Below are 26,389 nucleotides of genomic sequence, written 5' to 3' on the forward strand. Positions count from 1 at the left end.
TCTCATTCAGGGGCTCGCTCAGGAGTGACTCCGGGAAGCCTGTTCGGCTTGGAGGAAGAACTGGACATGGACGCAGTGGAGCGCGGCAGCAGCGCTAAAAATGCACGAGATGGCGGCGAGACCATGCTCGCCGCCGAGCCCAACGGCTGCGGCACCTTGATCAGACGCGGCAAAGCAACCTGCGGGGCACACGGCGACCAAGGCGATCTGCCGCCGGCGATCTGGGACAAGGTGAAGAAGCATCCCTGCTACAGCGTGGAGGCGCATCACCATTACGCGCGCATGCATGTTGCCGTCGCGCCAGCCTGCAACATGCAGTGCAACTACTGCAATCGCAAATATGACTGCGCCAACGAATCGCGCCCGGGCGTGACCAGCGAGAAGCTCACCCCCGAGCAGGCGGCCAAAAAGGTGCTCGCGGTCGCCTCCCGCATTCCGCAGATGACCGTGCTTGGCATTGCCGGTCCCGGCGATCCCCTGGCCAATCCGGAAAAGACCTTCAGGACTTTCGAGCTCGTGGCCAAAGCCGCGCCCGATATCAAACTGTGTCTATCCACCAACGGGCTCGCCTTGCCCGATCACGTCGACACCATCGCCCGGCTGAACATCGAGCACGTCACCATCACGATCAACATGATCGATCCCGAGATCGGCGCCCAGATCTATCCATGGATCTTCTATAACCACAAACGCTACAGCGGGATTGAGGCGGCCAAAACTCTGACAAGACGTCAGCTCCAGGGCCTCGAAATGCTCTCGGCGCGAGGCATTCTCTGCAAGGTCAATTCAGTCATGATCCCCGACATCAACGAGCAGCACCTGGTTGAGGTCAACAAAGCCGTGAAGTCGCGCGGCGCGTTCCTGCACAACATCATGCCGTTGATCGCAGCCCCCAAACACGGCACCGTGTTCGGTCTCAAGGGCCAGCGCACGCCGAGGAATTCCGAATTGAAGGCGCTGCAGGACGCGTGCGAAGGCGAGATGAACATGATGCGGCATTGCCGCCAATGCCGCGCCGATGCTGTCGGCCTGCTCGGCGAGGATCGAAGCGCGGAGTTTACGAAGGAGAAGATTGTCACCATGAACATCAACTGCGACCCTGAGATGCGCAAGGCCTACCAGGCTGGAATCGAGGAGGAGCGCCGCGCCAGAAGTATGCCCAGGCAGGAGCAAGTGGGGGAGCATGCAGGCGGGACAAGCGACATCAAAGTACTGATCGCGGTCGCAACCAAGGGCGCTGGCCTCATCAACGAGCATTTTGGGCATGCCAAGGAGTTCCAGGTGTATGAAGTTTCGAGATCCGGCGCCAAATTCGTCGGGCACCGCCGCGTCGATCACTACTGCCAAGGTGGTTATGGCGCGCAGGATGACCTTGCGGCCATCATCCGCTCCATCAATGACTGCCATGCCGTGTTCGTCGCCAGGATCGGTGGTCGCCCAATGAGCGAGCTCAACAAGGCTGGCATCGAGCCGGTCGATCAATACGCGCACGAGTTCATCGAGAACTCCGGGATCGCATGGTTCAGCGCTTATCTCGAGAAGGTGCAAAGCGGCCAGATCCAGCATGTCGATCGAGGTGACGGAGCGATCCGCCAGGACCCGATGATTTCGGTGGCGTGAAGAGGACATCGGATGCCGTTCAAGATCATTTCTTCGCAATGCACGGGCTGCTCCGCGTGCGAGACCGAATGTCCCAACGTGGCAATCTTCGAGAAGGGCGGAACGTTCGTGATTAATCCGAAAAAATGTACCGAATGCATCGGTCACTTCGAGGAGCCGCAATGTGTTGCGGTCTGCCCGGTGGACAAGACCTGCGTCATCGACACCTCATTGGCGCGTTATCAGCCGCCGGCCTGAAGGAGAGTAAGCTTGATGGCGTTCACGTTGACGGTAGCTGCCGGGAAAACCACCCCGCTTCGTCCCGGCAATCGCGGCCACGGCGGCCTGCGAGCACGCAGAATGCGGCCCGATCGAGTTCATGACGGAGTGATGCATGAGCAACATCGTCCGCGACAGTGACGTCATAGAGCTGGATGGACCTCCGGCCTTCAACCTTGGTGAAAAGGTGAAGGCCAACCGCACGGTCCGCAATGATGGAACTTTTGCCGGCAAGGAGATCGGGGACGTCCTGGCTAAGAGAGGTGAGGTTGGCTACGTCGTTTCCATCGGCACGTTCCTGCAGCAATTCTACGTCTACGGTGTCGAATTTCTTCAAACCAGCAACCGCGTCGGAATGAAATGCAAGGAACTTGATTCGGTTGATGCTCGCACCGAGTTCGATGGCCCGCTATCGCGAGAAGGGCCCCCCTCATGATCGCGCCCCATCATTCGACAGCCGAGTGGCGCCCGCGGCTCAAATCCTCCGGCGACCCCATAAACGGCGGCTGTTTCACGGATGATCGCCGGCTTGATGGACCTTTTGGCGGCTTCGGCCGCATCGGGCGAGATCGTACGCTTGAGAGCGCACACGCAAGCGAATGTACGGACCTAGCTTCTAGAGTTTTGCGGGGCGGCCGGTCGGCTGTGCTGAAGTGCAAAGAACGCGGCTTTCAAGTGGGGCTTTCGCAATGAATGCTGCGGTCATGAAAAGGACAGTCGTCGGCCTGAACCCTCACCCGAACGAGGTCGATCGCAAGCGGATCGAATCCGCATTGGGCTCCCGCAGACGCTATCGCTATGTCTCACCCAGTGTGAAGCCAATTAAGGGCGGCTATCTCATCGAGAGCCCCTGTTGCTCACGCGACATCGACAAGGATGGCCGCGTGATCGATGTCGCGTTGATCCATCATGACGCCGTATGCGGATTGTGGAAGCTGTTCTGGAAAGACCATGCGCGAGGAACCTGGCAATTCCACAGCGTCCATCAGCGGCTGAGCGCAGTGACCGATGAGGTTAATGCCGATCTCGACCGGGTGTTTTGGCAATAAAATTGATGGTTTCGGTCATAAACAATAAGGGTGGTCATGGCGGTAGACGAAAACGAGCTGATCGAACTTGAACAGGTGATCACGGCGGCAAAAGGTCACGCGAGTCCCTTTACCGAGCTGCGGCGCCGTTTTCCGCATCTCGCCCTGGTGCGATGCGATGCCTCTGATGTCACCGAGCCGCCCTTTCGCAGCTTTCCGCAACTCGACCTGCACTTGCTCGACCGGTCCGAACACTGCGTCCAGATCACAGCCGATCCGCTGCTGGCGATCGGCATTGTTCTGGCGGCAAAGGGCCCTTTGGGGTGACTGGGGGTTGCATTCGCAGACGTTTACGGCCCTGTCGCTGGGGGCGGGCAAAGCGCATCACCGTTACCGCAGTGACGAGTTCCCGGACGCGGAAAAGACTGCCGACGGCGCGGTGGCGCTACCGCTTTCGCACCGATGAAGGTTCGAGTTCATCGTGGAGACGATTACTGGGGCGTCCACCAACGTTGGCATGCGCGCAGCTCTCTATGAGGGGCGCTGAACCGGATCGAGGGCACGCGCTCCGTGGGCGGCCGTGTGGGGCAGCCTCAACGTCTTGTCCTGAATAAACCGCATGCGAGCGGTCCGACAATCGGGATCGCGATGACCGATTTGCGTCGCGCATCCGTGGCTTCTCTAACGAGGTCCAGTCAACACCAGATAGAATTCCGGCCAATCGAGTTCCCGGCGCGCGGGAGCCGGAAACGTCTCGGTCCCGAATTCCTGATGCAGCGTGAGGGTAAGCGGCCATCACATTTTCATCAAGCGTGAACACCCGTCTTTGGCGAACGGCGCTCGAACTTCGATGCCGATCGGAGCATCGCTTCTGAAAATCGCGGCCGAGAGGCTCGGCGGCAGCTGCATTTTGACCTTCCATTGAGGAGTTGCGTTTCGCGGATGAATGCGCCGCAAGCAGACTTATGTTCCTGCAAAAATTGTGAGCGCTGTCAGATTGCTCACAGCCACGCAGCTGCTGTCAGGTTCGAAACATCGAGCGAGATGGCGATCTCGCGAAGTTTGCAGTGCATCATCACAAGCTTAGACGAGGAGGCCGGCGTTGGCACGGCAGTTGCTACTGCGATGCAGCAACACTGAGTAAGGGCTGAGTGCACGCCGACGCGCAAGACGAGCGATGCTCTCCTACCCTTGGACCCGTGTGCCCCGTTTCTGAAAGAGAAACAAGCTCGCGTGCAAAACAGCACGCAATCTTTGGCAAATCGGTTGATGGAGAGAGCAACATGGCTTCACTGAGACAAATCGCGTTCTACGGCAAGGGCGGTATCGGAAAGTCGACCACGTCGCAGAACACGCTGGCGGCACTGGCCGAGATGGGTCACAAGATCCTGATCGTGGGCTGCGATCCCAAGGCGGACTCCACTCGCCTTATTCTGCACGCCAAGGCGCAGGATACGATCCTGAGCCTGGCCGCCAACGCCGGCAGCGTCGAGGACCTCGAACTCGAGGACGTGATGAAGATCGGCTACAAGGATATCCGCTGCGTCGAGTCCGGCGGCCCGGAGCCCGGGGTCGGCTGCGCCGGGCGCGGCGTCATCACCTCGATCAACTTCCTCGAAGAGAACGGCGCCTATGAGGAGCGCGACTATGTCTCCTACGACGTGCTCGGCGACGTCGTCTGCGGCGGCTTTGCGATGCCGATCCGCGAGAACAAGGCGCAGGAAATCTACATCGTGATGTCCGGCGAGATGATGGCCATGTATGCCGCCAACAACATCTCCAAGGGCATTCTGAAATATGCGAGCTCAGGCGGCGTGCGGCTCGGTGGCCTCATCTGCAACGAGCGGCAGACCGACAAGGAGCTGGAGCTCGCCGAAGCGCTCGCCAAGAAGCTCGGCACTGAGCTGATCTATTTCGTGCCGCGCGACAACATTGTGCAGCATGCAGAACTGCGGCGCATGACTGTGCTGGAATATGCGCCGGACTCCCAGCAGGCCGATCACTACCGCAACCTCGCGCGCAGGATCCACAACAATGGCGGCAAAGGCATCATCCCGACTCCGATCACCATGGACGAGCTCGAGGACATGCTGATGGAGCACGGCATCATGAAGGCCGTTGATGAGTCCATCGTCGGGAAAAGCGCCGCGGAACTTGCGGCATCGTAAAGCGGCACAACACGGCAGCCCGGCCCTCCCAATAGCCAAAAAAAGGGGGGCCGGCAGTCGGGCGAAAGGGTGTCTCCCGAGTGCCGACGCGGTGATGCGTCCTTGACCAATGTGGAAAGAGTAGCGAACGCCCATGTTCGAAGAGCAGTTCTATCCTGTCATGGTTGTTGAGACGAATCATGGGAGCGTCCAGGGAGGCGGAGGAATTGCCAGCTATCGCCTCCTGACCGGAATGCACCCTGCGGATGCCGATATAAGCAATGACAGCGGTTTCGACCGCCACGTGCTGGCGTGCATTCTCGCGGCCGGTGTGATGGAAGGTGGTCGTCTCTTCGAGAAGGTCGGACTATCTAGCGATGACCTGGCGGCGTTGTTCAAGCAAAAGTTTCCATCGGTCCGGATTAAAGGCGATGACTTGCTTCTGGGTTCCAAGCGCGATGACAACGACGAGGTTACAATGGTGCGTGATCTCTTGCTCGCGCGACGATCGACGGAAGGGGACACCGGCCGTTGGCTGGCCGCGATGATCGCGCGCCGCGTCATGGAGCCGAGTCATCTGTGGGCAGATCTCGGATTACGCAATCGTGGTGAACTGTCTCGTCTTCTCAACCGCCATTTCGGGCCGCTCGCCAGGCGCAACGTCAACAACATGCGCTGGAAACGCTTCTTTTATCGCATGCTATGCGAGGACGAGGGCCTCATCTTGTGCACGACGCCAATGTGCACAGAGTGCAAGGACTTCAACCACTGCTTTGGCGATGAAAGCGGTGAGAGCCGTATGGCCGATCGCCGGCGCGATGGTCTGTTGGCGCCGGCCGCTCCGGTCGCGGGCGGCAGCTGACCTGTATGGCCGCCGCCCGATGGATGATTCTTTGGCGCAATATGGGCCGACGGCGCGCAGCCGGTCGAGGACGCGCAGGCAATGCGGCCAAATCTGCTGCAGCGGATTAGGGCGCGAACCGGCAGGGCGCTCTTCTGCTCAAGGCCAGCTTGTGCCCGGGCCGCAAACCCTGGGGCCTGAAGAGATCTGTGCTTTGTCAGCGCTGACAAGGGATGTCGCTGCGGCCATGTGCTGGGGCGAGGCTGCTTAACTCCAGCGTCCCGGGCTCGGCAGGCGGCGTCCATCAGGTTGTGGATCAATCGCCCAAGTGGTCCTGTCGCGGTTGGATGATGCCTGATGCCTCACGATGGTGTTAGATGCCGATACCACACCCCATCCGTAATGTTGTCTACGGCGCTAGGGTCGTGCTCATTATGACAAAGCAAATCTCCTGATGCGACGTGCCCGGGTTTGCGAACCGGTGAACTCTGACGCGTCGGTCTGATATTCGATCCGCGCCGCAACCCGAGCTGATCCAGAGCGCAGAAGGGTGAGAGCTCAAGTGGTGCGTCGGTTTTGCGACACTGTCGTCCTGCGACATCCGATCGCGGGCGAGAAATCGTTGATCTTCAATACGTTGGGGTCCTGCGGGCGTGGCATGCGGTTTGCCAAAGCAGTCCTTGCCAAGCACAATCAGGAGGACTCCGTGATCGACGCCAAAGCGACAGCTGCCAAGCCGTCATGGCCCGAGTCGGCATGGAACCGGCGGACCGTGCTCAATGACACAACGCTGCGCGATGGCGAGCAGGCGCCTGGCGTTGCGTTCACCACGGCGGAAAAGGTGGCCATCGCGGGTGCGCTGGCCCGGGCCGGCATCACAGAGATCGAGGCCGGAACCCCCGCCATGGGCAATGACGAGATCGCTTCTATCCGCGCCATTGTCGAAGAGGGGCTGCCGCTCACCCCTATTGCTTGGTGCCGCATGCGTGAGGCCGATGTCGACGCGGCCATTGAGGCCAAGGTGTCGATGATCAATGTTTCGATCCCGGCTTCGGACGTGCAGATCGCGGCCAAGCTTGGCGGTAACCCCAAGCAGGCATTGCAGCGGGTGGAGCGGGTGGTGGGTTACGCCCGCGAGCGAGGGCTTGATGTCGCCGTCGGAGGCGAGGATTCTTCCCGCGCCGATGTCGAATTTCTCATAAGTCTCATCGCGACTGCGAAAGCCGCGGGCGCGCGGCGGTTTCGGATCGCCGATACGCTCAGTGTCCTCGATCCCGATTCCGCCTATGCGCTGATCGCGCGCCTGCGCGCGACCACCGATCTCGAGCTCGAATTTCACGGGCATGACGATCTCGGCCTCGCAACCGCCAACACGCTCGCTGCCATCAGGGGTGGAGCGAGCCACGCATCTGTCACTGTCATCGGGCTCGGCGAACGGGCCGGCAATGCGCCGCTCGAGGAAGTTGCGGTCGCACTCAAGCAACTCTACGGGCGTGATACCGGCATCGTGCTGCCGGAGCTCATAGACGTCGCCGCGCTGGTCGCGGCCGCGGCCACACGTGCGATTCCTCCCAACAAGGCGATCGTCGGGGAGCATGTGTTCACGCACGAATCCGGCATTCATGTCGACGGGTTGTTGAAGGACGAACGGACCTATCAGTCGCTCGATCCGCATTTGCTCGGTCGCTCCAATCGTATCGTGATCGGCAAGCATTCCGGGGTCTCGGCCATCACCACGCTGCTTTACGAACTGCAGCTTGCCGCCACCACCGAACAGGCCAGACATATTCTGTCCCGCGTGCGAAAATACGCCATCGAGCACAAGCGGCTGGTCGCGCGGGAGACAGTGGCGGCGATCTGGCGCGATGTTTGTGAATGCTCTTCCGATCGCACATGAGCGAGCTCTCGGGTTTCACTTGGCCGCCCACCAAATCAATCGGAGCACGAGCGAAGCGCTCACAGATCGCGTTGAAGTCCGAGGACACGGGCTGTGTGGCCATCTCCAGCAGGCCCTACGTGAAATGGCCTTTTTTCGTGAACTCACCAGGCGCTGCCGGATCTCGACCGAGACGGGTAGGCCAATCCAGGGAAGATTTCAATGAGCAATGTACCCCAGAGGGTCGGCATCCTCGACCGGCTCAACAACGCCTCCTCGGCTGAGGAGATCTTTGCGCTGCTTGGCGTCGACTACGATCCCAAGATCGTCAATGTCGCGCGCCTGCATATCCTCAAGCGCATGGGGCAACATCTCGCCAAGGAGCAATTCGCCGGTGCCGCGGAAGCGGAGATCGCTGCGCGCTGCAAGGCGATGCTGGAGCAGGCCTATGCCGATTTCGTGGCATCTTCGCCAATCGACCAGCGGGTCTTCAAGGTCCTGAAGGATGCGGTCGCGGAGCCCAAGAGACCGACCGCCTTCGTGCCGCTCAGTACGTTGAAATAGCCGTCTCTTAGATGCCTTCTGCCTCAGAGAAAATAGTTGCGGCGCGCCCCGGCGTGCGCCTCTTCGTTCGGTCGACTCTGCGGAGCGATGCGGGAGACGACCTTGTCGCGTTTCCGACGTATGTCGTGGCCCTGTTGCCCCGACGCTAGAAACCACTTTGGCATATGCGCCCAATTCATTCGTTTGGTGCATGAACTCGCAGTGTTCTCAGTTGGTATGACACTTGCTGCTCTGCACCTAAGTCCGCCCGACAACAAATCGACCTTGTCCTGGAGAAGCGCATGCATAGCGTCATCTGCATCAAACGGGACCCCGCAGCGCAAATCCGCGCGCGATTCCTGTCAAACACGATTGTGCAGCGGGGGGTGCCGACCAACAGTCGCGAAGCCGTAGCCGCGGAGGCGACCCCCAGTTCAGTGGCTAGCCCGCCGGCGAGATCACGATGCACGCTATGGGACCGTATTCACCCGAGCCCTGACTGCGGAAGGTGCGCACCTTGGGTGCCGAAGCTGCGGTGCTGCTTACCGAATGCTCCGCTCTCGATGACTCGACGCTACCCACGACGCACGCACGCACGACTGCGATCTGGAAGATCAGAGAGCAATCCGGTGGGGCCGCTGTCGTCTTCATTGGCGAGTCGGCCATCAATGGTGACATGGCCGGGGTCGCAATGTAGCGCTGTTTGTCGCAGCTCAACCAGCTCGCCGCAATCGTTGGCCTCGATCTCACCTCCTGCAGCTTCTCGCGCCGAGCGTCAAGAGTCCTGTCCTCCGCGAAGAAGGCCTTGGGTGTGAGCCGCGAGCAATCGGCGAACGCGCCCATCAGGGCCATGTTCAACCGACAGTCGAACCCAGAACCCGGTCGTGACGCGCAGGGCGCGCATCGGAAGGAGAATGCGAAGCGATGAGCAACGTCATCAAGGCTCCCACGTCAGCCACAGCGGGCCGCGCAGGCACCAAGAAGCAGTTGCCGGATCGGTTCAAAGCCTACAAACATGTCTGGGTGTTCGTCGAGCAGGAGCGCGGGCAGGTACATCCCGTCTCGTGGGAGCTTATGGGGGCGGGCCGCAAACTTGCCGACAGGCTAAAGGTTAAGCTCGCGGCTGTTGTCGTCGGGCCTGAGCGCGAGGCCACACGCAATGCCGCGCTCGAAGCCTTCTGCTACGGCGCCGATTTGACTTATCTCGTGGCCGATAATGTGCTCACGGATTATCGTAACGAGTCCTACACCAAAGCGCTGTCCGATCTCGTGGAGATCTACAAGCCCGAGATCCTGCTGTTGGGGGCAACAACGCTCGGTCGCGATCTCGCGGGCTCCGTCGCGACTACTATCCTGACAGGCCTCACCGCCGACTGCACCGACCTCGACGTGGACGCGGATGGCTCGCTTGCGGCCACCCGTCCGACCTTCGGAGGCTCGCTGCTCTGCACGATCTACACGCTGAATTACCGGCCGCAGATGGCAACCGTCCGCCCGCGCGTGATGCCGATGCCGGAGCGTATCGAGCGCGATCCCGGCCGCATCATCGTCCATCCGCTCGGCCTGGTCGAAGATGACATCGTTACCAAAGTGCTGTCGTTCATCCCCGACCGTGATTCGGCCAAATCCAATCTTGCGTACGCCGACGTCGTAGTCGCCGGCGGGCTCGGGCTCGGTTCTCAAGAAAACTTTCAGCTAGTGCGCAAGCTCGCCGGCGTGCTTGGCGCCGAATATGGCTGTTCCCGTCCACTCGTGCAAAAGGGATGGGTCACCTCCGACCGGCAGATCGGCCAGACGGGTAAGACGATCCGGCCAAAGCTCTATATCGCCGCTGGCGTTTCCGGTGCAATCCAGCACCGAGTTGGTGTCGACGGCGCGGATCTGATCGTTGCCATCAATACCGACAAGAACGCGCCGATCTTCGACTTTGCCCACATCGCCATCATCAGCGACGCCATGCATCTGTTGCCGGCGCTGACGGACGCGTTTCGTGCGCGGCTCTCGTCACATTCGCGCGACCGGATTGCGAGCTAAAGGAGGTTATCATGATCGAGGAAAGGTTTGATGCGATCGTTGTCGGCGCCGGCATGGCGGGCAACGCGGCGGCACTGACCATGGCCAAGAAGGGCATGAAAGTGCTGCAGCTCGAGCGCGGCGAATATGCCGGATCGAAAAACGTTCAGGGCGCAATACTTTATTCCGACATGCTGGAAAAGCTGATCCCGGAGTTCCGGGAGGACGCACCGCTGGAACGCCATCTGGTCGAACAACGGTTCTGGATCATGGATGATCGCTCCCATGTCGGGCTGCATTACCGCTCAGAAGACTTCAATGAGGAGCGGGCCAACCGGTACACGATCATCAGGGCGCAATTCGACAGATGGTTCTCTTCAAAAGTCCGTCAGGCTGGTGCGACCGTGCTGTGCGAGACCACCGTCACCGATCTTGCGCAGGATTCCTACGGCAGGGTCATCGGTGTTCGTACAGATCGCCAGGACGGCGAGATCCACGCAGATGTCGTGGTGCTGGCCGAAGGCGTCAATGGCCTGCTCGGCACGCGTGCGCGCCTGCGTGAGCGCCCCAAGCCTAACAAGGTGGCCCTCGCGGTGAAGGAAATGCACTTTTTGCCGCGCGAGACCATCGAGGCGCGGTTCAATCTGAGCGGCGACGAAGGCGTTGTGATCGAAGCTGCGGGTACCATTTCTGGCGGCATGACGGGAATGGGCTTCATCTACGCCAATAAGGAATGCATTTCGCTCGGGATCGGGTGTCTTGTCGCGGACTTCCAGCGCACCGGAAAGACGCCCTACGAGCTGCTCGATCGCTTCAAGCGCCACCCGTCCGTCGCGCTCCTGATCGAAGGCTCCGAGGTCAAGGAATATGCCGCGCACCTCATCCCTGAGGGCGGCTACAAGGCCATCCCGCAGCTCTATGGAGACGGCTGGGTCGTTGTTGGTGACGCGGCGCAGCTCAACAACGCCATTCATCGCGAGGGATCCAATCTTGCGATGACCTCCGGTCGGATCGCAGCCGAAGCGATCTTTCAGGTCAAATCCCGTCGGCTTGCCATGACCAAGGAAAATCTCGCGCTCTACAAGAGGATGCTGGATCGCTCCTTCGTCTTGAAGGACATGAAGAAGTACAAGGACATGCCGAGGCTGATGCATACGAATTCGCAAAACTTCTTTCTGACCTACCCCCAGCTCATCTCCAAGGCGATGCAGACCTACCTTCGGGTCGACGGTACGCCAAAGACTGAGAAACAGAAGTCCACGCTGAAATCCTTCGTCAATGCGCGGTCCTGGATAGGACTGTTCGGCGATGCATTCCGCTTGGCCCGCGCATGGCGCTAGCTTGTGAATGAATCCGAACCAACGAGGCTGACTATGAAGGTCGAGCGATCAGTGCGTGTCGAAGACAAGTTGTTTTGCAACCGCTATTTGGTGGATGCGGGACACCCCCACATCAAGGTGCGCGCACATACGAAGCCCTCGCCGCAGCTCCTTGCGCTTTTGAAAGCCTGCCCCGCGCGCTGTTATGACCTCAATGACAAGGGCCATGTCGAGGTCACGGTCGACGGCTGCATGGAGTGCGGCACCTGCCGCGTCATCGGCGAGCCCACCGGCGACATCGAATGGAGCTATCCGCGTGGCGGATATGGGGTGTTGTTCAAGTTCGGGTGAGGGCAGTTACGATTGCCGCCGTGCTATCGGCCCGGCGGAGAAGATCTCGCGGCGGAGCTAGATCGCGGTAGCTTGCGTGCACCAGACGAAAATCGACCAAACGCTCGAATATTTGGCCGTGCGGCGAACTCAGCTCGTGGATAGGGGCTTCCACCTCGACCATGCCCGGAGAAGAGGGGGCGAAAGGTGCAACTATTACTCGGCCCCTGGCGGCGTGCCATGCCGTGCCGCCCCGATCGCAACCGCAACTGACTGCACGATCGCGGCAAAGCGCGCGGCCGTTTGAATTGTATCCGGGCCGACGCCGGCTTGCCGCGGCGCCTTTTCATGGGCGTCGATGCAGGCACCGCACCCATTGATTGCGCCTACCGCCAGTGCCCACAATTCGAAATCGGCTTTGTCCACGCGGGGATTGCCAAGCCAATTCATCCGCAGCCGGGCGGGCATCGTCTTGTATTCCGAGTTAAAGGCGAGATGAACGAAGCGGTAGTATACGTTGTTCATCGCGGATGACGGATGCTGCGGACGTCGCCGCCTCGACCGCCGCTGGCGTGATCGCCGCGCACGCGGCAGATTCCATTGCGGCCGTCACGATCGGATTGCGCGTCGCGATCGCGCTGGCCAGCAGCAGCCCGTATTTTCTCTGCGATGACAATGTTTCGTCTGGCATCATTGAGGCCAGATTGAGCCTGACGTCCTTGGCAAAATCAGGAATCTGGTCTTTCAACTGGTCGATCGTCATATCCCCTCAAGCGACCTTCAGTGTCTCCCCGCCGACCTCGCGGTTGCAGGGGCAGAGCTCGTCAGTTTGCAGGGCATCCAGGACGCGCAGCGTGTCCTTGGGGCTGCGGCCGACATTGGGATTGGTCGCATAGACATGCTGGATTGTATTCTCAGGATCGACGATGAAGGTCGTGCGGTGGGCAACGCCCTCGGACGAGCGGCCGCCCAAGCCATCGACCAGCGCGCCGTCCGTGTCGGAAAACTGCCAAATCGGCAGATGGTGCAGGTCCTTGTGCTCGCGCCGCCAGGCAAGCTTGCAGAACTCATTGTCCGTCGAGCCGCCCAGCACGACCGCATCGCGGTCGGCGAAATCCTTGGACAGGCGGGCGAACTCGGCGATCTCGGTCGGGCAGACGAAGGTAAAATCCTTAGGGTAAAAAAAGATGATCTTCCATTTGCCGGGAAAGCTCCTTTCGGTCAGCGTCTCGAAGGCGCTTTCTCCCTTCTCTTCGTGCAGGTGAAAGCCGGGCTTCACGCCGATAACTTCGAACGCCGGCAACTTGCTGCCAATTCCAAGCATTTTTATATCCACTCGTGTGATTGGGGCGGACCCCAGTGAACGTGCCATCAGCAAAGCAAGCGATGTGCCATCAGATCGCGTGGTCTAGCTGTCGCCAATACAACATTGTCGTTGTCATTATGCCAGTTCAGGCGGATGTCGCGACATCGGAGACCATGGCTGTTGGGCCCACGCCGCCTTGAAAAATCGGAGCAGAGCATGCGGAGCTTATTACAAGCTCCGCCCTTCTCAGGCGAGACAGGACAGGCGTGAGTCCCTGTCCGTGAGCAAGCCGGCAACGATGTTTGCGGCGAGAAACAGAATGAGGCAAGATCCTGAGCGTGTCCACGGAACGCACGACGGCACGGCATTGCAGCGTGGCAAGAAGTTGTGGCCGCGAATAGCCCCTGAGGATCGGTTCGTCTCACCGTTGGGCACGTGAGGTTTCGGGTGCAACGTCCATCTGCGTCGCTTCGTATGGCCCCAGAACGCTCTCGACGTACGCCACACGCTGGCGTAGCTGAACGTCATGATGTTGCGCTTCACCAGCTTGCGGTCGCCCAACTTTCGATTTGAGCAGATGAATGAAGCGGTACCTTGTCGTTTCCTTGCCTATACACGACCGCTAAGCGATTTTTCGATGAGCCGTTCCTCAGGAGTGTTTGGGTGGAATCCGGAGAATACCAGACGGGGCGATTCCGCTCCTGCGGGAACGAGTGATGCCCACCGAGCCCAGCCGAATAGGCATACCTTTTGCTGTTGATTGTAAGCTCGACAACCGAGGCGATTGGGGAATGACGGGCATTTTATCTCAGTTCATCCTTGTCGAGCAATGCACTTGGCCTGGATCCCAATGAGCCTGCCATTACCTCCCAAGGTCGAGCAGTGAGCGCTATCAGCATAGGAGTGAGGAGAACCAGATGGTCGAGGCCAGGAAGGAAAGAGTTCGCGAACTTATTCGGTCGCTCGAATCGGTCAAGGTGCGAAGTCGGGCTCTCTGCGACGAAGGCGATGCGTTCGAAGGCAGCTCGTCCTCCTCAACGAAGAGCGGGGTTGGCAGTACCCGCAAGATGCAGCCCATTCCCCATGTGAAGACTGGGACGACATCTAAAGCGCCATCGGTCACATGAAACTCGCTGTCGGTGACAAGAGTCACGCCGGAACCCAAAGCCAGCACCGATCACCGCCGCGCCTGACAGGCCGACGCCAATGCGCGTCTCACGGGGCACTGGTGCGCAGTCCCGGCTGAAAAACGCTCCCCCTGTCCCGCGCGGCTGGAGTTTGACGTTACCGGAAGCGGGCCTCGATCCCCGCCAGGTCGTCCGCTCATACTGCGCGCACTGCCAGAGGACGGGAGCGACGACACATCACGTGACCTGTCGGCTCGACGGCGATTCCACTTGAGGCACTGCAAGTGATTTCAATGGCTTGCGCGATCAAGGGCATCTCGGTCGATATGGAGGAACTCACCCTAGCGCGACCGCGCGTGACTGCTCAGGGCAATCAGAGCTGTTGAACGCTGCCGATGTCACCGCAATGGCGGATTGGCGTCGTCGTCTACTCTGACCTTAGCTTGACTTGGCGAAGCGAGAGGCTCTGGAGGCCAACCGCCCGCGCGCCTATGGCGCGGCCTGCGCCGCGCGATGGGCCGCGGGTTGCGAACGAACAGCAGCGCGAGTCCGACACTGAGAGGCCGATCGAAGCCGACATCACATTGACTATCGTTCCCGCGATCATCGCCGCGGGCGCCGCGCTGCGCCCCGAACTTGAGGTGGTCAACAAAGAGCTGGCCGCAACGGCGTTGAGCCCGGCGCGAGGCGGCTAACAACTTTGGACGGTACTCGCGCTCGCGCCGGCGATAGTGCAGGCGAGGTTAGACGCCGGAAGCGCGAGGGTCACCAACAACCCCATGGCGTCGCCGTTCTAGTCGCGGCCTCACTTGCGCATCTTTGAACGAAATGACCTGGGTGATTGGCTGCAGCCACAACCCCGCGGGTCCGCCCGTGGCCTCTTTTTTATTACGAGACCCATCCAAAAGTTACGAACGCAGGGGAATTTCCGCGCTCGTGATTGTGACGTCCAAAGTCTCGAAACGTCGACGACGTGAAACGATCTCGGCGAATCGCAAATATAGGTGAGATGTGAGGCCGCCGCGGTTTCCGGCTCGACGATGAAGTCGCAGGATTGAAGTGCGTGCGTGGCCAGTCTGACGGCTTCGCGGATCTTGATCGGCGAACACAGCAGCAAGCCGAAGATCGGCCGTCGCACCCGCGAAGCGTATCGCGCCGGTGACGGCGCCGCCTAGAGGTGTGGCTCAGTGGGTCGATAGTCGCCACAACCGTGTTCACGTCTCGGAGGCGACTGCAATTTTGGCCTCCATCCGGGTGGGCGTCCATTGCAGAACGCCCCCGCCTCCTCAGAACGCCGGCTGTGCCGCCTGTCCACCGTTTTGGTATGAGGGGCAGGACCGGAGATCACAAGTCTGGCTTAAAGCTTGCAATGGTCGAGACGACTGGAAACATGGCAAAGACGCGCGCCGCGACATCCGCCGGTTACAGCGGCGGCCGTCTGCGCTCATGAGCACTGTTGGAGATTGTAAAAGTGACGATAGGCATTGTGAAGTGGTTCAATCCTGTAAAGTGGTACGGATTCATCAGGCCTGACGACGGCAGCGGTGACGTCTTCGTTCATATCGGCGGTTCAAAAGGCCGAGCTCACAACTTTAGGGTGCGCGCGTGAGATACGAGCTCCTCCCGGGTCGTCCGGCAAGATGTCGGCTGAAAACCTTCGGGTTGGCTGAAGCCGGAACCGCCGCTGCTACGCTTAGCGAATCGGGAGGGGACTCGACCAATGGTGTGCCACACTCTCAACTCACCTGGCGAGTACCTCAAGCCCGCTGGCCTACAATGGAGTCGAGCGCACCGAGAGAGCGATTTTGATCGCGGCAGGCTCCGGTGCGCCTTTGAAGCAGCATCAGCATGCATCACGTTGATCGCAGCGCAGTTTGGACCTTCGGCGTTGAATGCTGAGCTGTGAGCAGGTTAGCTTGACGGATCCCGATGTGGCGACTGGAAATATGTGTCGGATGACTGCGGTCGACGGACGCTGGTGTGCCTTCCGGGGCTATTCATAAGTCTCGGTCCGCTTTGCTCTTGTGGAGAGGACAGGTCCAGTGCATTGCGCCTCCTGTTGCAAAGTTGTGTTGACAGGAGGAAATCGACACCGCCTTCGATCGCGAGAGCTAAGTCCGCGAGCAGGCAATCGAGGTCGTGTTCCGGCCGGTCGACCGAATTGGGATCGGTCCTTGCCGAGCTTTTTCGATCAAAGTTCTGAGCCTCTTATTAGCTGTTTTCAGGCTGCGGCGCTTGCCAGTTCGGATTGTCCTGCCGGCGTGGAGGTCCCCATGGCTTGCAGGGGGCGGTTCAGAGGCTGAGGCGAGCGAGACGTGCTTGAGCTGGGCAAACACGTCCATTCTGACCTTGAGCCCTAGCGAATCGAACGAGTAACGCGTGACGCGGGCCAAAATGTCGGAACCCGAGCCGCCGGTGCCGAGCGCTAGCACCAGAGTGATCTCGTATGCGCCGATCGGAAAACAAGCCTTAATCCGCGCCGGACAGACATTGAGGATGGTGCTTCAGCGCGGCGCTTCGCGCGAGACGATGACATCGCTGGCCGCGATGCGCGGCCGCTGGTGCACGCCAGGTGCAAGCGGCGCCGCCGGCACCAAAAGGCGTGCATCTTTGAGACGGTAGATGAGTAGCCCGTAGCGCCCATCATAGCCGCCGACCACGGCATCAAGGCTGACGGCGGCTTCGTGATCCGCCGCAAGGGGCAGCGCCGGATCACTCTGCAAGATATGCAGCGGTCCGGTCGCGGTAATTGTGCCACGCTCCATCATCACGAGGTGATCGGCGAGGTATTCGATCTCAGCCATGTCATGGCTGATGTAGATCATCGGCACCGTGAAACTTTATTCAGGCGCTTAAGACATGGCAAAATCTCACGCCTGGCGTGGCGATCCAGGGCGGCAAGCGGCTCGTCCATCACAAGCACTCTGGGCTGCGACAACAGCGCACGGCCGATGGCGACGCGCTGCCGCTCGCCGGCCGAAAGATGCGCTGGCGAGCGGTCGAGTAACGACGTTATGGTAAGCAATTCGGCCACCTCATCAAACGCAATCGGCCTCGGCTTGCGTTTGGGGCGGCGTAAAGCAAGTTGCACCTGACCGACAAATGCGGAAAGAGGCACGGCTCCTTAAAGACATAACCGATCGGGCGAAGATGCGGCGCGCGGAACGTCGTCTCGTCCTGCCACACCTCACCATCGATGATGCAAAAGCCGGTCGAGAACCGCTCGAGCCCTGCGATGCAGCGCGCCACCGTGGTCTTGCCGCAACCTGGCGCCCCGAACATTCCGGCCAACGCCTTTGGCGGGTATGCTGAACTGCGCGTTCAGGGAGAAACTAGCGCGCTTCCCGCTGAACGCGACTTCGATCCGGCCCGGTGTGGCTGTCCTCACGTGCTCCTCCGTCCGACGTATTTATCGATTAAGGTCAAGACCAGGATGACGGCAAAGGCGAACATCAACATGCCGCCGGCAACCCAGCTTGCCTCGTGCCAGCGCGATGCTTTGATATAGTCGAAGAGAAAGGCAGACAGTACTTTGGTGTGGCCGGGAATGCTGCCGCCAACCATCAGCACGACCCCGAATGCGGCGATCGTATGCGCAAAGCCAAGCACGGCGGCGGTGAGAAAAGCCGGTCGTGCCAAAGGTAGTGCGACCGTAAGGAAGGCATATGATGGAGAGGCGCGCAGAGTGGCGGCAACTTCCAGGGGGCCGCCTATAGTCGTGAAGGCGTTGCGGATAGGCTGCGACAACAGGCAGCGCGCTCAAAACCGATCCGATAACGAGCCCTGTGAAGGTGAAGGCACGCGTGCGCTCGCCCCAGAGAGAGGCGAGCAGGCCGCTCGGGCCGGTGGGGCCGAGCAAAGCCAGCAGATAGAAGCCGAGCACCGGCTGCGGCAGCATTGGTGGCAGTACGATGATCTGCCTCGCTCCACATGCTCTTCGAGCGCGCTAGCCACCACGCGAGCGGCGTACCGAGGATCAAGAGGATCACGGTCGTGATGCTCGCGAGCTCGATTGTTAGCCTGACCGACACCCGGATCTCTGAAAGGCTTTCCATGCTGTCAACTCTACGCTTGCCGCACGGAGCCGTGGCGCGCGATGCCTGCGTGGTTTCCGATCCCTTTGAGAAGATCGATGAGGGCGGCTCTACCCTTTAAGCCAGTCGCCAAAAGCATGGCGTGCTGCCGGAGGGGATCAGAAGTCTGTTGCGGCCTCTGCCGGGTCGGTTTTTGCGAATTGAGCGCGTTCATCGCGTGCGCTGCGGGTACGCCACAACAAGGCGCGAGTCGAATGCTGGTCGACAATTTTGCGAAAGATGGCATCTCGAACGCTTCCGCGCTATTTGCGAATCTAGCACTCGATCTCCACAGAACGAGTCTGTTTGTCGAATGGCTGAAGCTGTGTTCGGGAAGCGCGAGAGGCCGTTCTCGACCAACTGTGCCCGGGCGAAACCGGTTGACCGAAAGAGGCAGCTGAATTGACACGGACTGTTGATATGTCTGAAAGGCTCTCCGCTCGCTCCGAGCTCAGGATCCTGTGGTGCGGTTCTTCGGTCTGAACTGCGCTGCCGTCCCTTCGCCCGGCATGGGGAAGTTCGAGGTGGCGGCCACAGTGACGTTCTCACCTTGCGGCTTTCCAAGCATAAGCAGCGTCAGAATTTAAGTGATCATGATCAATGAACATCGAGAACTCCTAACATGGGGCGCCTACGACCACTTTAGCCGCCGCGACTCTTTGCTCTTCCACAATTCCAGCCGTTGCGGATTGCGCTAAAGTTCCGACAAAAAGAGAGGCTGGATGTGCGAAGTCATCTAAGGTGGGGGTCGCGAGTCCTCGAGGGACGGTTGTCCTCAGCTAACGTTTCGCGCACGTCTTAGTGGCGGCGAGACAGCGTGAACAAAGGTTGCTCCAACGCATAATATGCAGCGTTAGCGCGTGTGAAACGTTCTGAGTAATGTCTGACGGGAACGATTAGCAACTCTTCGGGCCTGCGTTCGAGAAGGGCGATCGCAGCCTGGCTGCCGAAGATTGTCGCCGGTCCTCCCGAATAACCCGAAGCACGCATAGGAATTAGGGCCGAATGCAACGATCTTCGGCAGCTGATCCGCGGTCACTGCTATTGTTCCGCTCCAGGCATGTTCGAACTTTAAATCGACAATGGCCGGGAAGAGCTTACGCAATTCTCGTCGCGCCCAGGTGTAGTGAATGCTTGCTCCAGGAGCCTCGCAACTTCCTATGCCACCAACGATCAATCGGCCGAGACTGTCGATGGAATGAGGACGTCACAATCGCAATGTCCCAACAGCCTCCGCCGTTGGCAAGAATGTTTCCACGTGTGGTGCCGGCATGGGTTCTGTGGCGCACTGGCAATAGCTCACAGGTGTGAACTGGGCCTTGAATGGGATCCCAATGTCGAGCTGATAGGCATTCGTTGACAGGGATTTTGCTCGGACTTCGTGATGATTTACCTCCGCCACCAAAATGCCATTTCGGTACCTAATCGATAATGCCCGTGAACTACTGTGCACCGCCGCGCCCTTTGCCTTTGCCGCGCGCGCAAGGCCTCCGCAATACGAGACCGGCTAAATAGTTCCTCCGCCAGTGTCAAATAGCGAGCCATGATCGATCGGCCGTACTCCCTGCACGATGGGCTGTTTCCGCGCAATTTAGCAGTGGCAGCGGCGGAATATAAAGCTTGCCCTGGTGATGCCGCTTATGAAGATCTCTAACTCCGGCTGGCGAATGGGCCAAGTGCAACGTGCCCTTGCGCGTCGCTTCACGATCGATTGCTTCACGCTCGACCAGTGAGAAAACGCGGTGTGGGGTGTCTGCAAGGATTTGGATGAGACGCCAGCCGGCATCCTGCCCTAATAGTGGGACAATCGTGTCCGGCGGGAGCCAAATACCACCAAACCAACGTTATGCCCGGTCCGCGATGACCCACCGTTTCGGCATCAAGCACTCAAACGGAAGCTCCACGTCTTGTGGCCTCAAGTGCTGCGGCACGCCCGGTGAAACCGCCCCCGACAACGACCAAGTCGACCGATAGGTTGCGATTTATCGCTGGCGCATCAACTCGTTTGAGGGAACTTGCGCGCCAGAGAATCAAAGTGCGATCCTCGTTCATGTTGTCTGAGCTCATGAGCACTTGAGCGGGCAGCAGATGCCGCCATACTTCTGAGAAGAGCAGAAGAAATTTCCGCGCCATGTATGAGCGCAACTGGCCCCTTCATGCCTGGTTTCGTTGAGCTTCGGACAGACAATCTCTTCTATGAGATTGGATATCGCGTGCCAGTGTGCCGATACTGTGCTGCCGGATGAGCTCCATGCGCGGCTGTGGATCGAAAACATCACCGAGGGTGGCCGACCGAAGGCGAGCGGTGCACGATAACGACGCGATGAGGTGTTGCCGCCTAGCAGGAGTATGTGCGACTTCAGTAGCAGGATCTGCTGCGGCAGTCTGCGCGGGGCGAGAACCTTGAGGACCGGCTCGAATCGTGTTGCTAGTCGCCAGGAGCCATCCGGCCGATCAATCCGTCGAAAGAGGTAAGTGCCTTCCGGTCAATAAAGCCGCGGAGGATCCCGCTCCGATCTCGCTGATGCCTCTGATTGCCACAACCTCGATCACGATTCCTAAAAGCGTCGTGTGCTTGTCCGCCGTATGCCAGGATATGAGACATGAACTGGCAGGCATCCGCGTCTACGCGGACGGAAACTCAATGTTCATCGAGAAATGCTGTTGACCAGAAAACGCCGAGCACGACGACACGAATCGACCGAATAGGATTGTTATGACTTCGGGGTGAAACAACTGGGCTCGCGCTGTTCGCTCAGTTGCAGTATTCCTGACCTCTGAGGCAATGGCGTTTCGCATCCGTGATCTGCAATGTTTTTAGGTCAACGCGCGCGCAAATCCGAGTATGTACGTTGGTCGATCCAACGAGACGCTGATAAATGCACGCCAATTGAGCACAGCGAGGCCATCGCGCTGGCGGCCGCGATCTGAGAGAGACGAGCGCGCTCGTGCTGGTCGGGCGTTTCGGCCACAAGCGTCCAGTTGTGACGCTTGTCCACGGAACCTCTCAGTCCAATGCTGACAATCGCGAAGACCCGGCGTGCCGCCGGCCAGTCAACCTCGTCCAGCTGCACAACTTTTGCTATGATGAGCTCAATCCAACAAATGCTTCGAACCGCTCTGTCGACATGTCAGAGCGAGGCCGTGAACTGTACGGGCGCTCGGGGCACGGAGTGACCACAGCCTCCCAGCCTTCTACAACGGGCAGGCAGCTTGAAGCAGGTCAAAACGCTGAAAGCCGCTCAGCTTTCCGGAATGACGATGCGCGCGGCAGCCGAGACGTAAGTGAGGATGCGAAAACTGCCAGCATTAGTAGGTTTGTTGTTCGCGCGTTTCGGGTATTGAGGAAGCCATCTGAAGCATACTGGCGACGCAACACAAGTCCATGCTCCGGGGGACAATCATGTTTGGCAAGCCGCGTAAAATCGAGTGCAGGCAGAATACTGTCCCGGCTTTCACGGATAGCGTGTTGGCCGGAATAAAGATCTTCTGGACGTTGACTACGCGCGCATGGGCTGTCGCCGAAGACGGTGGATGTGGGGCTGGGCGTAAGCCACACCAAGATACGCGACCCGGATGGATTCTACGTCTCGAACATAAAGCGACAGCTTGGCCGCAGCAGGTTGTCGGCGTTCCCAAGCGAATAGAATGGTCAGGATCAAGGCGATGAAAAAAGAATGGGCTTCAGAGAGGTGAAACTCAGCGGCGCGAAATCAACGGCCTGGAATGCGTCGTCATCACCCTGGTGCTCGGAGTCAGACTGAAGAACATATATCGCAAAAAGACAAACACGCTAGTGCGATGCCTACGTACAAACGGATCCGAAAATGAATACCGATGTCTTCGCGGCTCATGAGTCGAACGTCCGTCGTTATGGGCGCTCCTTCCCCGCGGTCTTTACAAAAGCCCTTGGCGCGACGATCTGGGACGAGGCCGGCAAGGAATATATCGATTTCCTTGTAGGGTCCGGTGCACTGAACTACGGGCACAACAATCCCAGTATCCTTACACCAGGAATTGAATATCTCAGCGGCGGGAACATTCTGTTGTCACTAGATATGTACACGGCGGCAAAACGTGAATTCATTGAAGTGTTTGTCGATTCGATCCTGAAACCCAGAGGCCTTTCGTACAAGATACAGTTTCCCGGGCCGACTGGCACAAACGCTAACGAAGCTGCGCTTGCGCTGGCGCGAAAATATACTGGCCGGTCGAGCGTGATGGCTTTCTCAAACGCATTCCACGGCATGTCGCTCGGTTCTCTGGCGGTATCAGGGTCTGCGTCGACGAAGCACCTGGGCGGCGTTCCTCGCCACGACGTGATCCGCGTCCCATATGACGGGTATCCGAGCGAAGCTTTCGATTCCGCGAGCTACATTGACTACGTGCTGAGCGATCCAGGCAGTGGCATAGAGAAGCCCGCTGCAATCATTCTGGAAACGATCCAGGCAGAAGGCGGCATGAACTCCGCATCCGCAGCGTGGCTCGCAGAAATTCAGCGCATTTGTCGTAAACACGCTGTTCTTTTGATTGTCGACGACATTCAGGCAGGTGCAGGACGAACGGGCCAGTTCTTCTCGTTTGAGTTCGCAACAATCGAGCCCGATATCGTGTGCCTTTCGAAATCTCTAAGCGGTTCGGGTAATCCGCTCTCTCTCGTTCTGATTCGTCCCGAAATAGACATATGGAATCCGGGAGAACATAGCGGGACGTTCAGAGGCAACAACCTCGCCTTCGTAACAGCCGGCGCTATGTGCAAAATGTGGTCAGACGGGCAATTTACCGCAGGCGTCGAACGGACAGCAGTCAAACTGCAAGGACACCTTGATGGCCTAGTTGCGAAGTTTCCCAATTGCATCGAACGCAAGCGCGGTCGCGACCTGATGGCCGGCCTCAAGTGCCGTTCACCCAGCATTGTCGGCCATGTGCACGATTTCGCCTTTGAAAACGGCCTCCTGATCGAATCGTCAGGGCCAAATCGCGACGTCATCAAACTCCTACCGCCGATAACGATCACCGATGACGAACTCGATCGGGGTATCGCCATCCTCAATCAAGCACTTCAAGGAGCAGGACAATGGTAACTGTCCAATCACCTCAAGTACCTGCGATCTCGCCTTTTGTCATCAGAGAGCGGACCGGCTCGATCAGCACTGCGGAGATCATCTCAGTGCTGAAAGGTGAGATCACCGGCCTGCACATCAGACAAGGCTTCAGTACCGAAATAGCCAAGGAGATCACCGCGAGATTTGCTCGCAATCGCGGTCTCAAGGAGCGGAAAGATGGTGTTCCCGGACAATATATCGGCGCATCTCACTACAGGAAGGATGCAGCCGGCTACTTCGCAGAGGCAGAAAATGAGCATCCGTTCGTCGACGCCCTCTTTGGCAGTTTGGTTGATCCGGTGCGCGGATTGTTCGACGCGTTGAGGCGCGAGCTTCACAAGCACCGTATTGAACTACGGCTGGCCACCTCCAAGCGCGGGCAGGCTAACATTTGTCGCGCCATCTGTTGGTCTGGCACCGGCATGTATGCCTTGGAGCCTCACGATGATGTGGCTCAGGTCCAATGTGCCGACGACCTTGCTGCTGTGGCCAAAAACACGGTCGTGGCGCTCAACTTCTATCCTAGCATGCCGGAGGAAGGTGGCGATCTGAGGATCTGGAGCCATAAGCCGACAGCCACCGACCGAAACTCTCAGGGCGTCGAGACCACGGGCTATCCCTATTCGATAGCTTATCTCGAGGCCGTTCCTTCCCACGATTTCAAGCTTCAGGCGGGCGATATCGCTCTGATCGATGGCGGCTTCATTCATGGCGTCACCCGACAATTAGGCAACCGTAAGCGCCGCCTTCTGCTGAACTGCTTCCTCGGGTTCGCGCGGCCGGATCTTGTTCTCTGGTGGACCTGAAGTTAAATGTCGCAGCGACTGAGCTTCGCGGGAGTAAGACCCGAGGGAGCTTGGCTGGATCGGGGCGCCCGCAGCGATCCGACACTCGAGAGAGCCGATGTCGGCGGCAGGTCGAATCAGGTTCGATCGCGATCAGGCGCGACCTGCGGCTTCATTATCTGGCGTCACTCGTTGCTGGCCGCAGCGGTCGACGTGTGCAGACAAAATCTGCAGGCTGTTGAAAAAGGCGCTCGCCGCAGACCGGTGATCGTGATTCATTGGCTCCGACAAGATTCGGAGATGGTGCGTGCGCGGCGGCGACAATCGAGCGGGTGAGCTGTTCAGCTACGTTGACCTGGAGGCGCGGGTGCGGCGAGATCATCCGCTGCGAGCGATCCGGATGATGTGAACGAGGCACTGTCGGCGCTGGAGCGCGACTTCGCCAAGCTCTATTCGCTGATTGGGCGGCCGTCGATCCCGCCAGAGAAGCTGCTGCGGGCGATGCTGTTGCAGGCGTTTTACTCGATCCGCTCGGAGCGACTTCTGATGGAGCGGCTGGAATACGACCTTTTGTTCCGCTGGTTCGTCGGAATCGCCGTCGACGATATGGCTTGGGACCACTCGGTGTTCTCGAAGAACCGCGACCGGCTGCTGGAAGGCGACGTTGCGGCCAAGTTCCTCGCAGCAGTGCTGGCGCGGCCCAAGGTGAAGAAGCTTCTGTCAAACGATCACTTCTCGGTCGATGGCACGCTGATAGGTGCCTGGGCCTCGATGAAGAGCGTCAAGCCGAAGGACGGCTCTGGCGAGCCTCCGGCGCAAAGCGGCGTGCGCAATGCCGAAGCGGACTTCCATGGCCAGAAGCGCTCAAATGATACTCATGCTTCGACCACCGCTACCGCAAGGGTAAAGGCAAGGAGACGAAGCTGTGCTTCATTGGCCATGGGCTGATGGAGAACCGCCACGGCTTGCTGGTCGATGCTTGCCTGACGCTGGCTAACGGGCATGCCGAACGGATGGCCGCGCTGCACATGATTGAGCCTCGTGCCGACCGGCCGACAGTGATCGCACTTGGCGCCGACAAAGGCTACGATGCAGAAGACTTCGTCAACAAGCTGCGCTCGATGAACGTGACGCCGCATGTTGCACAGAACACCAGCGGCCGTAGCTCTGCGATTGACGGACGAACGACGCGGCACGGCGGCTGCCGTCAGCCAGCGCATCCGTAAACGGATCGAGGAGGCATTCGGCCGGATCAAGAACGTCGCCGGGCAAGAGAAGACTCGCTTCCGTAGCCGCGTCCGCGTTGGATGGGCCTTCACGTTCGCTGCCGCCGCCTACAATCTGGTGCAGCTGCCCAAGCTCATGGTGGTGGCATCATGACGGCGAGTGCGGATAAACAATGGCGGATCGATAACGTCAGCCAACTCAAAGGGCTTTGACTTCAGTTTCGTCGGTATATCCGGTGGAGCGAAAGTTGGAAGCTTGACCACTGCGCCGCCTGTTGGGCTAAATTCGCTGAATTTGAAGGTCCGACATCCAGCAGGAGGGCTACACCACCTGCGACGACCTTCCGAAAGGTGCCCGCTATGAGTGGGTCTGCAGAACCTGCTTCGACGATTTAAGAGACGACATGCAGTGGTCGGCAACAACCGCATGACGGCCGGGTTTCTTCAACAGCCTGCTAGTGGTCCCAGAGTTCTGGCGGAAGTTGACAAACGTCATCTAGGTCAGCGTTTTCTTGGTTTGAATCATATCAGGCGGCCTCGGCAAGCTTGTAGGACCAAGTGTGGATGACAGGGTGGCGATTGACATCGTCGATGCCGGCCATGATGCGCTGCTTGAGCTCGTGTTTTGAAGTCACCCGGATGTGGCGCAGGACGGAGCGGGCGAACTTGGAGAAGAAGCCCTCGATGAGGTTGAGCCAGGAGCCGTGCTTGGGCGTGAAGGTAAATTCGAAGCGGCCGGCCGGTCGTGTATCGAGCCAGGCTCTGGTCTCTCTCGATATGTGGGCGGAATGA

The 26,389-nt window shown here is 59.3% G+C and carries 19 protein-coding genes and 4 pseudogenes; 18 read left to right on the plus strand and 5 right to left on the minus strand.

The window, feature by feature from the left end; all coding sequences use genetic code 11:
- Window positions 1–123: 123 nt before the first annotated feature.
- From nifB to H1B27_RS24475, 12 genes are all read left to right on the plus strand, one after another.
- Entirely contained in the window at window positions 124–1,620 is a 1,497-nt protein-coding gene (gene nifB, locus H1B27_RS24420; protein WP_246515678.1) for a nitrogenase cofactor biosynthesis protein NifB, read from the plus strand.
- 12 nt (window positions 1,621–1,632) lie between these two features.
- Window positions 1,633–1,857 carry a 4Fe-4S binding protein gene (locus H1B27_RS24425; protein ID WP_197967799.1) on the plus strand — a complete coding sequence of 75 codons (225 nt, stop codon included), beginning with the start codon at window positions 1,633–1,635 and terminating at the stop codon, window positions 1,855–1,857.
- A 136-nt stretch (window positions 1,858–1,993) separates the two neighbouring features.
- Window positions 1,994–2,314, plus strand: a complete 321-nt coding sequence (locus tag H1B27_RS24430; protein WP_197967800.1) for a nitrogen fixation protein NifZ — start codon at window positions 1,994–1,996, stop codon at window positions 2,312–2,314.
- A gap of 253 nt (window positions 2,315–2,567) precedes the next feature.
- Complete coding sequence (locus H1B27_RS24435; protein WP_197967801.1) at window positions 2,568–2,927, plus strand: DUF3024 domain-containing protein; 360 nt, start codon at window positions 2,568–2,570, stop codon at window positions 2,925–2,927.
- Between the two features lie 36 nt (window positions 2,928–2,963).
- Window positions 2,964–3,233, plus strand: coding sequence for a DUF6129 family protein (locus H1B27_RS24440; protein WP_197967802.1), 270 nt, complete (start codon window positions 2,964–2,966; stop codon window positions 3,231–3,233).
- A 956-nt stretch (window positions 3,234–4,189) separates the two neighbouring features.
- Window positions 4,190–5,074: a nitrogenase iron protein gene (gene nifH / locus H1B27_RS24445; RefSeq protein ID WP_197967803.1), complete on the plus strand. Its 885-nt coding sequence runs from the start codon at window positions 4,190–4,192 to the stop codon at window positions 5,072–5,074.
- 160 nt (window positions 5,075–5,234) lie between these two features.
- On the plus strand, window positions 5,235–5,915 hold the full coding sequence (locus H1B27_RS24450) for a nitrogen fixation protein NifQ (protein WP_246515681.1): 681 nt from the start codon (window positions 5,235–5,237) through the stop codon (window positions 5,913–5,915).
- Between the two features lie 688 nt (window positions 5,916–6,603).
- The gene (gene nifV / locus H1B27_RS24455; RefSeq protein WP_376708998.1) at window positions 6,604–7,791 is read left to right on the plus strand and encodes a homocitrate synthase; all 1,188 of its coding nucleotides are present in this window, start codon (window positions 6,604–6,606) and stop codon (window positions 7,789–7,791) included.
- 195 nt (window positions 7,792–7,986) lie between these two features.
- Window positions 7,987–8,334 carry a nitrogenase stabilizing/protective protein NifW gene (nifW, locus tag H1B27_RS24460; RefSeq protein WP_197967824.1) on the plus strand — a complete coding sequence of 116 codons (348 nt, stop codon included), beginning with the start codon at window positions 7,987–7,989 and terminating at the stop codon, window positions 8,332–8,334.
- Between the two features lie 903 nt (window positions 8,335–9,237).
- The gene (locus H1B27_RS24465) at window positions 9,238–10,347 is read left to right on the plus strand and encodes an electron transfer flavoprotein subunit alpha/FixB family protein (protein ID WP_197967804.1); all 1,110 of its coding nucleotides are present in this window, start codon (window positions 9,238–9,240) and stop codon (window positions 10,345–10,347) included.
- Window positions 10,348–10,358: 11 nt separating this feature from the next.
- Window positions 10,359–11,666, plus strand: a complete 1,308-nt coding sequence (locus tag H1B27_RS24470; RefSeq protein WP_197967805.1) for an FAD-dependent oxidoreductase — start codon at window positions 10,359–10,361, stop codon at window positions 11,664–11,666.
- A 33-nt stretch (window positions 11,667–11,699) separates the two neighbouring features.
- Window positions 11,700–11,996, plus strand: coding sequence for a ferredoxin family protein (locus H1B27_RS24475; protein WP_197967806.1), 297 nt, complete (start codon window positions 11,700–11,702; stop codon window positions 11,994–11,996).
- Between the two features lie 195 nt (window positions 11,997–12,191).
- Here the strand turns inward: H1B27_RS24475 and ahpD are convergent.
- Both ahpD and H1B27_RS24485 read right to left on the minus strand, forming a co-directional pair.
- Window positions 12,192–12,738 (minus strand): annotated as a pseudogene (ahpD, locus tag H1B27_RS24480) (alkylhydroperoxidase, AhpD family).
- A gap of 6 nt (window positions 12,739–12,744) precedes the next feature.
- Entirely contained in the window at window positions 12,745–13,299 is a 555-nt protein-coding gene (locus H1B27_RS24485) for a peroxiredoxin (RefSeq protein WP_197967825.1), read from the minus strand.
- A 1,600-nt stretch (window positions 13,300–14,899) separates the two neighbouring features.
- Between H1B27_RS24485 and H1B27_RS24490 the strand changes: the two genes are divergently transcribed.
- Complete coding sequence (locus H1B27_RS24490) at window positions 14,900–15,103, plus strand: hypothetical protein (RefSeq protein ID WP_197967807.1); 204 nt, start codon at window positions 14,900–14,902, stop codon at window positions 15,101–15,103.
- A gap of 791 nt (window positions 15,104–15,894) precedes the next feature.
- Entirely contained in the window at window positions 15,895–16,017 is a 123-nt protein-coding gene (locus H1B27_RS41245) for a cold-shock protein (RefSeq protein ID WP_376708999.1), read from the plus strand.
- Window positions 16,018–16,711: 694 nt separating this feature from the next.
- On the opposite strand, the pseudogene modC reads toward H1B27_RS41245, so the two are convergent.
- Both modC and H1B27_RS24505 read right to left on the minus strand, forming a co-directional pair.
- Window positions 16,712–17,796 (minus strand): annotated as a pseudogene (gene modC / locus H1B27_RS24500) (molybdenum ABC transporter ATP-binding protein); the annotation flags it as partial.
- Window positions 17,793–18,463, minus strand: a pseudogene (locus tag H1B27_RS24505) (molybdate ABC transporter permease subunit). The pseudogenes modC and H1B27_RS24505, both read right to left, overlap by 4 nt.
- Here H1B27_RS24505 and H1B27_RS24510 point away from each other — a divergent pair.
- The 4 genes and pseudogenes from H1B27_RS24510 to H1B27_RS24525 all read left to right on the plus strand — a co-directional run bounded on the left by H1B27_RS24510 (window position 18,402) and on the right by H1B27_RS24525 (window position 25,751).
- Entirely contained in the window at window positions 18,402–18,563 is a 162-nt protein-coding gene (locus H1B27_RS24510; protein WP_197967826.1) for a hypothetical protein, read from the plus strand. The pseudogene H1B27_RS24505 and the gene H1B27_RS24510 sit on opposite strands and share 62 nt — an antisense overlap.
- A 3,745-nt stretch (window positions 18,564–22,308) precedes the next feature.
- Window positions 22,309–23,565, plus strand: coding sequence for a diaminobutyrate--2-oxoglutarate transaminase (gene ectB, locus H1B27_RS24515; RefSeq protein WP_197967809.1), 1,257 nt, complete (start codon window positions 22,309–22,311; stop codon window positions 23,563–23,565).
- A complete protein-coding gene (locus H1B27_RS24520; RefSeq protein WP_197967810.1) occupies window positions 23,559–24,392 on the plus strand; it encodes a 2OG-Fe(II)-dependent halogenase WelO5 family protein in 834 nt (277 codons plus the stop codon). Before ectB ends, H1B27_RS24520 begins: the two co-directional genes overlap by 7 nt.
- A 286-nt stretch (window positions 24,393–24,678) precedes the next feature.
- A pseudogene (locus H1B27_RS24525) lies at window positions 24,679–25,751 on the plus strand (IS5 family transposase).
- A 373-nt stretch (window positions 25,752–26,124) separates the two neighbouring features.
- Here H1B27_RS24525 and H1B27_RS24530 read toward each other — a convergent pair.
- The coding region (locus tag H1B27_RS24530; RefSeq protein ID WP_197967811.1) for a transposase at window positions 26,125–26,389 on the minus strand (265 nt) is incomplete at its 5' end.

It is taken from the genome of Bradyrhizobium diversitatis, from assembly GCF_016031635.1.
GTDB lineage: Bacteria > Pseudomonadota > Alphaproteobacteria > Rhizobiales > Xanthobacteraceae > Bradyrhizobium > Bradyrhizobium diversitatis.

Excerpts from the sequence above, each read along its gene's own strand:
- H1B27_RS24465 (WP_197967804.1), top strand. The coding sequence starts at position 9,238 with ATGAGCAACGTCATCAAGGCTCCCACGTCAGCCACAGCGGGCCGCGCA.
- H1B27_RS24440 (WP_197967802.1), top strand. The coding sequence starts at position 2,964 with ATGGCGGTAGACGAAAACGAGCTGATCGAACTTGAACAGGTGATCACG.
- H1B27_RS24450 (WP_246515681.1), top strand. The coding sequence starts at position 5,235 with ATGGTTGTTGAGACGAATCATGGGAGCGTCCAGGGAGGCGGAGGAATT.
- H1B27_RS24425 (WP_197967799.1), top strand. The coding sequence starts at position 1,633 with ATGCCGTTCAAGATCATTTCTTCGCAATGCACGGGCTGCTCCGCGTGC.
- H1B27_RS24470 (WP_197967805.1), top strand. The coding sequence starts at position 10,359 with ATGATCGAGGAAAGGTTTGATGCGATCGTTGTCGGCGCCGGCATGGCG.
- H1B27_RS24430 (WP_197967800.1), top strand. The coding sequence starts at position 1,994 with ATGAGCAACATCGTCCGCGACAGTGACGTCATAGAGCTGGATGGACCT.
- H1B27_RS24520 (WP_197967810.1), top strand. The coding sequence starts at position 23,559 with ATGGTAACTGTCCAATCACCTCAAGTACCTGCGATCTCGCCTTTTGTC.
- H1B27_RS24475 (WP_197967806.1), top strand. The coding sequence starts at position 11,700 with ATGAAGGTCGAGCGATCAGTGCGTGTCGAAGACAAGTTGTTTTGCAAC.
- nifH (WP_197967803.1), top strand. The coding sequence starts at position 4,190 with ATGGCTTCACTGAGACAAATCGCGTTCTACGGCAAGGGCGGTATCGGA.
- ectB (WP_197967809.1), top strand. The coding sequence starts at position 22,309 with ATGAATACCGATGTCTTCGCGGCTCATGAGTCGAACGTCCGTCGTTAT.
- H1B27_RS24490 (WP_197967807.1), top strand. The coding sequence starts at position 14,900 with ATGGCGCGGCCTGCGCCGCGCGATGGGCCGCGGGTTGCGAACGAACAG.
- nifB (WP_246515678.1), top strand. The coding sequence starts at position 124 with ATGCTCGCCGCCGAGCCCAACGGCTGCGGCACCTTGATCAGACGCGGC.
- H1B27_RS24485 (WP_197967825.1), bottom strand. The coding sequence starts at position 13,299 with ATGCTTGGAATTGGCAGCAAGTTGCCGGCGTTCGAAGTTATCGGCGTG.
- H1B27_RS24435 (WP_197967801.1), top strand. The coding sequence starts at position 2,568 with ATGAATGCTGCGGTCATGAAAAGGACAGTCGTCGGCCTGAACCCTCAC.